Source organism: Vibrio sp. Sgm 5 (genome assembly GCF_026241575.1).
Classification (GTDB): Bacteria; Pseudomonadota; Gammaproteobacteria; order Enterobacterales; family Vibrionaceae; genus Vibrio; species Vibrio jasicida.
The window spans coordinates 20,721-31,754 of record NZ_JAPHPY010000059.1; the positions used below are offsets into that span (position 1 = coordinate 20,721).

At 45.1% G+C, this 11,034-nt stretch carries 11 protein-coding genes; 1 reads left to right on the forward strand and 10 read right to left on the reverse strand.

Going from position 1 to position 11,034, the window contains the following annotated elements; all coding sequences use genetic code 11:
* Positions 1 to 28: 28 nt before the first annotated feature.
* The 3 genes from OQJ86_RS22870 to OQJ86_RS22880 form a co-directional block, all read right to left on the reverse strand.
* Positions 29 to 928, reverse strand: coding sequence for a hypothetical protein (locus OQJ86_RS22870; RefSeq protein WP_039973738.1), 900 nt, complete (start codon positions 926 to 928; stop codon positions 29 to 31).
* Between the two features lie 131 nt (positions 929 to 1,059).
* The gene (locus OQJ86_RS22875) at positions 1,060 to 2,586 is read right to left on the reverse strand and encodes a winged helix-turn-helix domain-containing protein (protein ID WP_265991247.1); all 1,527 of its coding nucleotides are present in this window, start codon (positions 2,584 to 2,586) and stop codon (positions 1,060 to 1,062) included.
* A gap of 90 nt (positions 2,587 to 2,676) precedes the next feature.
* On the reverse strand, positions 2,677 to 3,279 hold the full coding sequence (locus tag OQJ86_RS22880) for a YitT family protein (protein WP_038865389.1): 603 nt from the start codon (positions 3,277 to 3,279) through the stop codon (positions 2,677 to 2,679).
* Positions 3,280 to 3,627: 348 nt separating this feature from the next.
* Between OQJ86_RS22880 and glyA the strand changes: the two genes are divergently transcribed.
* Positions 3,628 to 4,878 (forward strand): serine hydroxymethyltransferase, encoded by a 1,251-nt coding sequence (glyA, locus tag OQJ86_RS22885; RefSeq protein WP_265991250.1) that lies wholly within the window; start codon positions 3,628 to 3,630, stop codon positions 4,876 to 4,878.
* A gap of 305 nt (positions 4,879 to 5,183) precedes the next feature.
* On the opposite strand, the gene lipA is transcribed toward glyA, so the two are convergent.
* The 7 genes from lipA to OQJ86_RS22920 form a co-directional block, all read right to left on the reverse strand.
* Complete coding sequence (gene lipA / locus OQJ86_RS22890) at positions 5,184 to 6,149, reverse strand: lipoyl synthase (RefSeq protein ID WP_038875607.1); 966 nt, start codon at positions 6,147 to 6,149, stop codon at positions 5,184 to 5,186.
* Complete coding sequence (gene lipB, locus OQJ86_RS22895; protein ID WP_038865385.1) at positions 6,146 to 6,808, reverse strand: lipoyl(octanoyl) transferase LipB; 663 nt, start codon at positions 6,806 to 6,808, stop codon at positions 6,146 to 6,148. The genes lipA and lipB overlap by 4 nt, the downstream gene beginning before the upstream one ends.
* Before the next feature lie 176 nt (positions 6,809 to 6,984).
* Complete coding sequence (gene ybeD, locus OQJ86_RS22900; RefSeq protein ID WP_038865384.1) at positions 6,985 to 7,263, reverse strand: DUF493 family protein YbeD; 279 nt, start codon at positions 7,261 to 7,263, stop codon at positions 6,985 to 6,987.
* Positions 7,264 to 7,424: 161 nt separating this feature from the next.
* Positions 7,425 to 8,603 carry a serine hydrolase gene (locus OQJ86_RS22905; protein WP_038865383.1) on the reverse strand — a complete coding sequence of 393 codons (1,179 nt, stop codon included), beginning with the start codon at positions 8,601 to 8,603 and terminating at the stop codon, positions 7,425 to 7,427.
* A 92-nt stretch (positions 8,604 to 8,695) separates the two neighbouring features.
* Positions 8,696 to 9,499, reverse strand: coding sequence for a septal ring lytic transglycosylase RlpA family protein (locus tag OQJ86_RS22910; RefSeq protein WP_038875609.1), 804 nt, complete (start codon positions 9,497 to 9,499; stop codon positions 8,696 to 8,698).
* A gap of 3 nt (positions 9,500 to 9,502) precedes the next feature.
* On the reverse strand, positions 9,503 to 10,624 hold the full coding sequence (rodA, locus tag OQJ86_RS22915) for a rod shape-determining protein RodA (protein ID WP_038865381.1): 1,122 nt from the start codon (positions 10,622 to 10,624) through the stop codon (positions 9,503 to 9,505).
* On the reverse strand, positions 10,624 to 11,034 hold a 411-nt coding region (locus tag OQJ86_RS22920), incomplete at its 5' end, for a penicillin-binding transpeptidase domain-containing protein (protein WP_265991258.1). The genes OQJ86_RS22920 and rodA, both read right to left, overlap by 1 nt.

Below are 11,034 nucleotides of genomic sequence, written 5' to 3' on the forward strand. Positions count from 1 at the left end.
CCTTTTTTCTATGAGATAAGACAGCGGCTTATGCTTTCTCGATCTTGCTCAGTGTCGCTTTCTCTTCACTGATTTGAGTCTGTTCTGCTTTCAACAGTTCAACTTGTTCAATCAACCCTAGTGCAGGGTTGAACCAGCGCTCTGCGGATGTTTCAAACTCCATTGAGTCCATCTCGTCACATCTTAGGTTATAAGTATTCGTTTCGGTTAGGTAGGCGGCTTCAATTGATTTGCCAGACACTTTGAAAGTTTTGCGTGCGCCTGTTTCGGTGATTTGTTGGCTCCAGCCCGCTTTACAGTTTGCCTCATTTGGCAAAGTTTTTACCCATTGGTGATCATCAAAATCATTCAGTAGGTTTGCCACTTGTTCACCATTTAGATCTAAAATGACTGAGACCGTGTTTACGCTGATATCAATGTTCGGATCTTTCTCCTTAACTGTCGAACCTTCCAAGCGAAATACTGGGCTGCTGTTCATGATGGGTACGATAAAGCGATGATCAACGAGATAGGTGTCCGTGATTTCATGCAGTGCGCCATCCGTACCGGCAAAGTAAATCGACTTCTCTTCTTCGCCGCTCTCTTCCACTTGCTGTGATAGGTAAAACTGAGTGATACCGTTGTTGACTAAGTCATGGATAACTTGTTGCACTGGAGCTGATTGTGGGATCAGAGTTAAAGCGTCAAGAAGTTCTTGGCTGCTCATTGGATCAAAATTCATCAGCACCGAGCCCACTTGTTGCCCGTCTGCAGAAATGGCGTAGTTCAGTTTTGTTGTTACTACTGGGGAAAAAGATGAGTTTTGGATCGGGTAATCGATGCTATTTTGTGGGCCTTTATTGCCGCTTGATGAGCCGGAAGAAGAGCCGCCGCCACAGCCGTAAAGTGCGATCGTAGCTGCTGCGATAAGCGTCATTTTTTTAAGCATGAGTTTACATTCCTAGTTGGTAAAGGCTGATAAATCGAGCCGTTATTTGAATGTCGCCATGCTAAGTTTTGAGTGAGAAAAAGGGCAAAAAATAAAAGCTAATAGAGTTAAATGAAAGCTTAATTTTATATTTAGGTCTTTGTTTTATCTGGATTAATATCTGCCTCGATATTGGTGCAGTATTCTTCAATTAATGCCTTCCAACGCATCACTATTTCCTTTTCCTTAATACTGACACGCAACTTCTTCCAAGGCTGTAAGCAGGTTTCTTTGGATTCTGGTTGTGACAAGCGACTAAACAATTCTTCAGAAGGCATTACGCGCAGCAGAGCCACCAAAGACTCCATATAATTGAGGCGGAATTGGTCAAGCTTATTCTGCTTGTAGGCGATATGAGAGACAAAAGTGTAAATCAGGGCATTTTGAATCAATGAATCTCCTGCCGGTGTCGTCAAGAAAGTTTTCGCCTTATCGAGATTACCAAGTTTGTAGTGGAGGATCCCCATCCATAAATTTAACTCATCAGGTAAGGCGTCAAACCCGGATTGTACTTGATAAAGAAAACCTTCGAGTTCGGCTTTATTTTGTTCGTATAAAGCTAAATGCCGAGCAATCGTGATGGCGGCAAACTCATCCATGTTTTTGATATCAGTCGTTGAAAATGCTTTTCCAAGCAGCATTTTCTTGTGGGCGTCACTCAGATGCCAAGTGCTTTTGGACGGTTCTGGTAAGTTGAAGTATTGGGCAATGTCCGTGTGGAGCTTAAACAAATCCGACTGTAAGTGTGCGGTGCGAAGCATGTATTGGTTACGAAAGGCCAGTTTACCCGTAGCAGGGTAAATCAAGTTCATTTTTGCCTTTAAAACACCTTCGGTCGGACCATCTTTGAGTTCAATATTAAGTTGATAATCGCTGGTTTGCATGTTGCGAGCGCCAGGGAAATAAGGCGTCTCGTTGATTGGATCGAGGAAATAGCTCGGTGCATCTTGGTTAGCGATGTCCGTATATGGGTACTCAACTTGTTGTTGCAATAATATCGCTTTCACCATGGTGCGGTATTCCCTTGCCTCTGCACCTAAGGCATCAACACGGTTAAGCAGTAGCTCCACTTTTGGAATCAGCAGTTGGTTACGAGTTTGCTGAGTGGAGACTCCTTGCTGTTGCCAGACAATAACGGAAAGTATCACGCAAGAGGCAGCTAGCAGAGCACAAAGGCAGTAGGCGATAGGCCATTTCAATGACGAAGTCGTTTTTTGTGGGTTTGCCACCTTCGCTTTACGTTTGTCGGCTCTCGCTGGTGGTATTAACTGAATGTTGGCTGGGTTGAAAAAGTAACCTTTACGCGGGTAGGTCACCAATAGTTTGGCGGCATCATGCTCTGGTAAGTGCTCTTGTAGCAAGGCCCGAAGTGTACTGATTCGATTGGTAAGTACGTTCTTTGAAATGAACTTACTTTGCCAAATGGTCTCTATGATGGTTTCTGCAGACAGCGGGTGGCCAACACTGGTGAGCAGCAGTTCTAATAACTCGATGCTACGCGGCTCAAGATCGATAACGACCGCTTGTTTGTGAAGGGTTTGAGTCTCTGGGTTGTAGATCAGCTCGCCAATAACAATCTGACTGTTGGTTTGTTTGGCTCGTTGTAGGAAGTCGCGCATACCATCATGAGTGATTAGGAAATGGCGAAGTATTATATAGTCATTGGAGCGCAAAATCTTATAAATTGCGCTCCAATTATCACAGAAAGGTTATGAACCGTAGCTCACAGAATAGCGATGTGGTTTGTGGTTCATCGCAAGCACTAGGTTCAGTGCGAATGCACCAAGAATCGAGAGGCCGATAACCCAAGGCGTGACGAAGAAGAAAGACGCAAATAAGATGCAAGCGTCAATCGCCATCTGCGATTTGCCAACAGAAATGCCAAACTTGTCTTGAATGAATAAGCACAGTACGTTGAAGCCACCCAAGCTTGAACGATGACGGAATAAGATCAGCATACCTAAACCCATCAGTAAGCCACCGGCTACCGCACAATAAACCTCGTTAATCGATTCAAGTGAAATCAGCAAATACAGGTTGTCCGCAAAGATAGAAACCAAAGCGCCAGAAATTGCACTATTAATCGCAAAATGACGGCCAAAGCGTTTCCAAGCCAGCAAGTAAAAAGGACAGTTGGCTAAAAAGTACAGCACACCAAACGTAAAAGGTGTAAATTGGCTAATAAGCAGAGCCAATCCAGTGGTGCCTCCCGTTAAGAGGTTCGCGGATTGGAGAAAGAAAACGCCTTGAGCTACCAAAAAGGTACCTGTAAGAATGGCCATCCAGTCTTCTTTTCTTGAGTGTTTTTCCATCTAATATGCAGTCGTTGATGATAAATCGGGCATGCATAGTAGTAAAAAGATGATCTTTTCGGTAGCTAGAGGGTAAAATTTGCGGTAAACCTATGTAATTGTTGTTTTACAGGGTGTAAAGCACAAATTTGACAGTCAGTGGATCATGGTTGAACGATTGCAACATCGTCATGATAATCCTTACTTGTCATCATGAAAAAACTGCATGAGAAAAATTGTAAATTTCTCTTTATGACCTAGATCAAATTATGTAGAATGCGCGCCATTACGGTGACGAAAACGTTTGCGTTAGGTCATTTAGTCGGTTTTTTTGCAACTTTCAGTACCAATCTGAGTCAGGAGATACAGATGCTTAAGCGTGATATGAACATCGCAGATTACGATGCGGAACTGTTCGCAGCTATCCAGGAAGAAACACTTCGCCAGGAAGAACACATTGAACTTATCGCTTCTGAAAACTACACAAGCCCACGTGTAATGGAAGCGCAAGGTTCTCAGCTAACGAACAAATACGCTGAAGGCTACCCAGGTAAGCGTTACTACGGCGGTTGTGAGTACGTAGATAAAGCTGAAGCACTAGCTATCGATCGTGCATGCCAACTGTTTGGTTGTGAGTACGCGAATGTACAGCCTCACTCAGGTTCTCAAGCAAACAGCGCAGTTTACATGGCGCTTCTAAACCCAGGCGACACAGTTCTAGGTATGAGCCTAGCGCACGGTGGTCACCTAACTCACGGTTCACCAGTAAACTTCTCTGGTAAGCACTACAACGTGATTCCTTACGGTATCGATGAAGCAGGCCAAATCAACTACGACGAGATGGAACAGCTAGCGCTTGAGCACAAGCCTAAGATGATCATCGGTGGTTTCTCTGCTTACTCACAAATCGTTGATTGGAAGCGCATGCGTGAAATCGCAGACAAAGTTGACGCTTACCTATTCGTAGACATGGCGCACGTTGCTGGTCTAATCGCAGCAGGCGAGTACCCAACACCAGTTCCACACGCTCACGTAGTAACAACGACTACGCACAAAACGCTAGCGGGTCCTCGTGGCGGTCTTATCCTTTCTAACGAAGGTGAAGAGCTGTACAAGAAGCTGAACTCAGCAGTATTCCCTGGCGGTCAAGGTGGCCCTCTAATGCACGTTATCGCTGGTAAAGCAGTAGCGTTCAAAGAAGCGATGGAACCTGAATTCAAAGCTTACCAAGCTAACGTAGTGAAAAACGCGAAGGCAATGGTTGGTCGATTCCAAGAGCGTGGCTACAAGATCGTTTCTAACGGTACCGAGAACCACCTGTTCCTTGTTGACCTAATCGACAAAGATATTACTGGTAAAGATGCAGATGCGGCACTAGGTGCAGCAAACATCACAGTAAACAAGAACTCTGTACCAAACGACCCACGCAGCCCATTCGTTACGTCTGGTATTCGTGTAGGTACGCCAGCAATTACTCGTCGTGGCTTCACTACTGAAGATGCGAAAGAGCTAGCAAACTGGATGTGTGACGTTCTAGATAACATCGGCAACGAGGAAGTTATCGAAGCAACGAAACAGAAAGTTCTAGAGATCTGTAAGCGTCTACCAGTTTACGCATAGTTCTCTGTGTAAATTCGCTTTCTTTGAAAATAACTCAGGCGAACTCGTTCTATTTCTGCGATTCGGTTTGATTATTTGATTGATGAAAGGTCCTCATTTGAGGGCCTTTTTGTTTTTCTAGCGTATGGAAATATCAGCTTAGAGTGCGCTGAAATCAGATTTCTGATATCGCCTAGGATCTTCGGAATGACGCTGCTTTTGGTTCTGAGAAATAGGCTTATTGTCCAAATGATGGTGTTTTATGTTCGACAGATACAAAAAAGGCTGGCACTGAGCCAACCTTTCTCTTCAAAACAAGCGAGCGCTTATTTAATCTCGATACCTTGAGCCTGCATATCGGCATGGTAAGAAGAACGAACGAATGGACCACACGCCGCGTGCGTGAAGCCAAGTTCTAGTGCGATCTCTTTTAGCTCGTCAAACTCTGATGGTGGAACGTAACGCTCTACTGGCAGGTGGTGACGGCTTGGTGCTAGGTACTGACCAAGTGTCAGCATTGTTACACCGTGTGCACGTAGGTCTTTTAGTACTTGGACGATCTCTTCTTTCGTTTCGCCAAGACCCATCATAACACCTGATTTGGTCGGTACATTTGGGTGCTGCTCTTTGAACTTTTGCAGCAATTGTAGTGACCACTTGTAGTTCGCGCCTGGGCGAGCTTTACGGTACAAACGAGGTGCCGTTTCTAGGTTGTGGTTGAAGACATCTGGCGGGTTGTCTTTCATCAGATCAAGTGCTACATCCATACGGCCACGGAAATCAGGTACAAGCGTTTCAATCTTGATGTGTGGGTTCAGTTCGCGGATTTCACGGTTACAGTTTGCAAAGTGCTCTGCACCGCCATCACGCAAATCATCGCGGTCTACTGAAGTGATAACGACGTATTTCAGCTTCATGTCTGCGATAGTTTTAGCCAGTTTCTTCGGCTCTTCAGCTTCTACTGCAAGCGGACGGCCATGGGCAACGTCACAGAATGGACAACGGCGAGTACAGATAGCGCCAAGTATCATGAAAGTAGCCGTACCGTGGTTAAAACATTCCGCTAGGTTAGGGCAAGAGGCTTCTTCACATACTGAGTGAAGGTTGTTCTTGCGCATCGCTGATTTGATGTCTTGAATACGTTGGCTGTCGGCTGGTAGCTTGATCTTCATCCAATCAGGCTTACGTAGCACTTCTTTCTGCTCTGTAGGCATGTTCTTTACGGGAATCAATGCCATTTTGTCAGCGTCGCGGTATTTGACGCCTTTTTCCATCTGGATTGGTTTGCTCATGCTTTGTTACCTTGAGAAGGTGCTTCTGTGCTGAATTCTACTTGCTCGTAATCAAGCAAAGTAACGAGTTCTTGTATTAGTTGTTTTTCCACGACTTCGATATCTTCAGGGCCGCCAACTTGGCTAACCTGAACCATCTCCATTCCTTCATAGCCACAAGGGTTTATACGTAAAAACGGACCTAAGTCCATATTGACGTTCAACGCTAGGCCGTGGAATGAGCATCCTTTGCGAATGCGAAGGCCGAGAGAACATATTTTTTTACTGTCGACATAAACACCTGGGGCATCTGGTCGCGCAGCAGATTCGATATTGTATGCCTTTAGGGTGTTGATCACGAGGTTCTCGATGTGTGTAACGAGATCTCGCACCCCTAATTTTTTACGACGCAGGTTGATCAGAAAGTAAGCGACAAGCTGACCAGGACCATGGTAGGTCACTTGACCCCCGCGATCGCTTTGTACAACAGGAATATTACCAGTGTTAATGAGGTGTTCGGCTTTACCCGCTTGACCTTGTGTAAATACTGGGTTGTGTTCTACCAACCAAACTTCATCAGGCGTGTCGTCTGTGCGTTGATCAGTGAACTCATGCATCGCCTTCCATACAGGCTCATAATCTTGGCGTCCAAGTCGTCTTACAACAAGTTGGTGTTGCATGGGGATTCCTGTCACTAATATATAAAGTTTTTGGATTATAAACCGGATGACTTTGATGCTCTACAGTTGAGTAACAGATTTTTAACTGAAAGAGTCAGTGGTTTTCATTATCTACATGATAAATAAAAAGAAAGCAGCCGAAGCTGCTTTCAAAAAAAATTTAATTTATCAAAAAATTATAGAACCATGCGTACGATGTCGATTTCACCCAGTTCTTTGTAAAGGGTTTCAACCTGCTCGATAGAGGTAGCAGTAATATTGATAGACACCGAGTGGTAGTTGCCCTTAGCACTTGGTTTTACTGCTGGGCTGTAGTCACCTGGAGCATGACGCTGGATTACTTCAAGAACGAGTTCTGGAAGTTCAGGTTTTGCATGCCCCATTACCTTGTAAGTAAATGAACAAGGGAACTCAAGCAGGTCTTTCAATTTTGCATCAGAGTTGATGGTTAGCATATCGGTAACTCCAGTTGGTATTCGTTGCGGTGCGAAATAGTACAGTCAAATTAGGGTGAACTCAAGATCATCCCCAAGCATCTTAACGTCGCTTGAGTATAGATAACAAAGCCGCCCTAGTTGGCGGCTTTGCGGACTTGTTTGTTGTTCAGAAGCGACTGTTAGAAGAAGCTCTTAAACAACAATACGATGTAGTCCCACATACGGCTAAATAGGCTGCCTTGGTCTACAGTTTCTAATGCCATTAGTGGGTACTCAGCAATATCTTCACCATCAATTTGATAGTATAGCTTACCAACTACATCACCTTTATTAATTGGGGCTTCTAGCTCTTTTTCAAGTACGAAGCTTGCCTTTAGATTCTTTGCTTCACCACGAGGTAGCGTTACGTAAGTATCTTGGTCAAGACCCAGAGCAACCGTATCTTTGTTACCCATCCATACTTTTTCTTCTACAAACGTTTCACCCGCTTTATGTGGCGCAACGGTTTCGAAGAAGCGGAAGCCGTAGCTCAGTAGCTTTTTGCTTTCTGATTTACGAGCGTTTGCATCTTTGGTACCCATTACCACTGCAACTAGGCGCATTTGACCTTCAGTTGCCGAACTTACTAGGCTGTAGCCCGCGTTGCTAGTATGGCCAGTCTTGATGCCATCAACGTTCATGCTCTTATCCCACAATAGGCCGTTACGGTTGTACTGTGTGATGCCGTTGTAAGTGAATTTTTTATCTGAGTAGATACGGTACTCATCAGGAACGTCACGGATCAATGCTTTACCAAGCAGTGCCATGTCATAAGGTGTTGAGTATAGATTTGGGTTATCTAGGCCGTGCACGTTAGCAAAATGCGTGTTGCTCATGCCAATTGTGTTTGCCCATGCGTTCATTAGGTCTACGAATGCATCTTCAGAGCCTGCAATGTGTTCAGCCATTGCGACACAAGCGTCGTTACCTGATTGAATGATGATACCGCGGTTTAGGTCTTTCACCTTAACTGTGGTGCCAACTTCAATGAACATTTTTGAAGAATCAGGGAAGTTTTTCGCCCATGCGTTCTTACTGATGGTTACATCATCGTCTTCTGAAATATTACCACGCGCTAGCTCTTGGCCAATTACGTAGCTGGTCATCATTTTTGTCAGACTAGCAGGAGACAACTTTGTGTTCATCTCTTTCTCAGCCAGAACTTTACCTGAGTTGTAATCCATCAAAACGTAGCCTTTCGCTGCGATTTGAGGTGCGTCTGGGACAACAACTGGTGAAGCAAAAGCAGATTGAGCGATGGTTGCAGTTAGCGCAACCGAAGAAACGAGAATAGATTTCACAAACTTATTTTTATTCATGGTAATTCAAATTTTTTGGTTAACTGTCGACATCTTAACAGAATCCCTGCTTATGTAAGAAGGGCTCTGCATAGAAATTCATGACACCAAGGTCATTTGTCAGTTTTGTGTTTTTTAATAAATGCGGACGAATAGCCGAGCAACTTTACTTTATCCAGTGTTGCTTGCGTCAGGGAATAGTCAGTAAATGGCCCTAGCAACAAGCGGTGAGTTTCTTTCGTGCTCTCCAAGAAAGTTTCTGTATCCAGCTTTTGACCAAGCTCTTGGCCTAAAGTTCGCGCTCGATCTTCATATTTTGAAGAAGCAACTTGAATCACGTATTTTGGGTGCGCAGCTAAAGACTTTTCATCGGTTGGCTTATCAATGGTGATGACTTCAATTTGTACGTTCGCTGTGCCAGTTTTCACGACGTCGAGCTTATGAGCGGCGGCGTAGCTTAAATCAATAATACGGCCGTCATGAAATGGGCCACGGTCGTTAACACGTACAACGGTTGATTTACCATTGTCGGTATTGGTGACTTTAACGTAGCTCGGTAATGGCAGCGTTTTGTGTGCGGCTGTCATTGAGTACATATCGTAAATTTCACCGTTGGACGTAAGGTGACCTTGGAATTTTTTTCCGTACCAAGAGGCACGGCCTTTTTCCGTAAAACCTTTTGCGTCACGAACGATTTTGTAGTCGGAACCTCGTAGATTGTAATCGCTGTTACCACCTAAGCTGTATGGTTCATATTTAGGATGCGCATCCTCAATGTGCTCGACCGATAGAGGTTTATCTGGTGCTACATCGGATTCAAGTTCATAACGGCCTTCTTGTGTTTTTTGGTCGGTAGAAGAACAGCCCGCCAAAATAACAGCAGAAAAAACTAAGGAATATAAAGCGCGTTTTTGCATGGTCTAGGTCGCCTTAGAGAATGCTTTTCGGTGCGTGTGGATCGACATCAAAATGCCAAAACCAGCCATCAGTGTCACCATGGAAGTGCCACCATAACTGATCAACGGTAAAGGTACGCCTACTACGGGTAGGATGCCACTTACCATGCCGATATTTACAAAAATATACACGAAGAAGCTGAGTACAATACTGCCTGCCATCATTCGGCCAAACGCAGTTTGTGCTTGGCTTGCGAGGTAGAGACCTCGTCCAATAATAAAGAGATAGATGGTCAACAGGCAAAGGAAGCCAATCATACCCCATTCTTCAGCAATTACTGCAAAGATAAAGTCAGTGTGACGTTCAGGAAGAAATTCTAACTGTGATTGAGTGCCTTGCAACCAACCTTTGCCGGAAATACCACCAGAACCAATCGCAATTTTACTTTGGATGATGTGATAACCGGCACCGAGAGGGTCTGATTCAGGGTTGAACAGAGTACGAACGCGCACTTTTTGATACTCACGCATCAAGAAGAACCACAAAACGGGAATGAAACCACCAAGCGCCAGTGCGGCACCAGCAATGATTTTCCAACTGATACCCGCAAGGAAGATAACAAAGATGCCTGATGCAGCGATCAGAATCGAGGTCCCTAAGTCAGGTTGCTTTGCGATGAGAATGGTTGGCAAGCAAACCATGATCAACGCAACGATGAGGGTTTTGAACGTCGGGGGAAGTGGTTGACGACCGATATAGCGCGCGACCATCAAGGGTACGGCGAGCTTGAGAAGCTCAGAAGGTTGGAATCGAACAAAGCCAAGATTTAGCCAGCGCTGTGCGCCTTTGGAAGCTTCACCAAAGAAGAGCACGCCAAAGAGCAGTATGACACCACCGACAAACATGAGAGGCGCGAGGCTTTCGTAAGTTCTGGGCGAGATCTGTGCTAAGACGATCATCACGACTAATGATAGGGCCATGCGCATGGCTTGGCGGTCCATCATCGCCAAGCTCTGGCCACTGGCGCTGTACATGATGACCAAGCCAAAGGCCATTAGTGCAAAGATGCCGAGTAAAAGCGGCAAGTCGATATGGAAGCGTTCAAACAGGGCTCGGTTCTTACCTGTAGAGGGATCCATTTTCATCACTGCGTTACCTCTTGTTTCTCTTTGGCTTGCTCATCGTCTGGTTCGATTTTTTCTGGCCCAACGATCACTCGGTCGAAGATCTTTCTTGCTACTGGTGCGCCATTACTTGAACCACCACCGGCGTTTTCAAGCACGATTGAAACGACAACTTTAGGATCGTCAAATGGCGCAAAACCGGTAAACAGGGCGTGGTCGCGCAGATGTTCTGCGACTTCGTCTGCGTTATATTCTTCGTCTTCACCTAGACCGAAGACCTGAGCAGTACCTGATTTACCACCCGTTTGGTAATCCATATTGTAGAAAGACCGACGAGCCGTCCCTTTCGCACCATGGTTTACCAAGCGCATGCCTTCTTTGGCCATGTTCCAGTATTTATCCGGCACATTTTGAATTGGCGGGTAGGTGAC

Excerpts from the sequence above, each read along its gene's own strand:
- OQJ86_RS22870 (WP_039973738.1), bottom strand. The coding sequence starts at position 928 with ATGCTTAAAAAAATGACGCTTATCGCAGCAGCTACGATCGCACTTTAC.
- OQJ86_RS22875 (WP_265991247.1), bottom strand. The coding sequence starts at position 2,586 with ATGCGCGACTTCCTACAACGAGCCAAACAAACCAACAGTCAGATTGTT.
- OQJ86_RS22880 (WP_038865389.1), bottom strand. The coding sequence starts at position 3,279 with ATGGAAAAACACTCAAGAAAAGAAGACTGGATGGCCATTCTTACAGGT.
- glyA (WP_265991250.1), top strand. The coding sequence starts at position 3,628 with ATGCTTAAGCGTGATATGAACATCGCAGATTACGATGCGGAACTGTTC.
- lipA (WP_038875607.1), bottom strand. The coding sequence starts at position 6,149 with ATGAGCAAACCAATCCAGATGGAAAAAGGCGTCAAATACCGCGACGCT.
- lipB (WP_038865385.1), bottom strand. The coding sequence starts at position 6,808 with ATGCAACACCAACTTGTTGTAAGACGACTTGGACGCCAAGATTATGAG.
- ybeD (WP_038865384.1), bottom strand. The coding sequence starts at position 7,263 with ATGCTAACCATCAACTCTGATGCAAAATTGAAAGACCTGCTTGAGTTC.
- OQJ86_RS22905 (WP_038865383.1), bottom strand. The coding sequence starts at position 8,603 with ATGAATAAAAATAAGTTTGTGAAATCTATTCTCGTTTCTTCGGTTGCG.
- OQJ86_RS22910 (WP_038875609.1), bottom strand. The coding sequence starts at position 9,499 with ATGCAAAAACGCGCTTTATATTCCTTAGTTTTTTCTGCTGTTATTTTG.
- rodA (WP_038865381.1), bottom strand. The coding sequence starts at position 10,624 with ATGAAAATGGATCCCTCTACAGGTAAGAACCGAGCCCTGTTTGAACGC.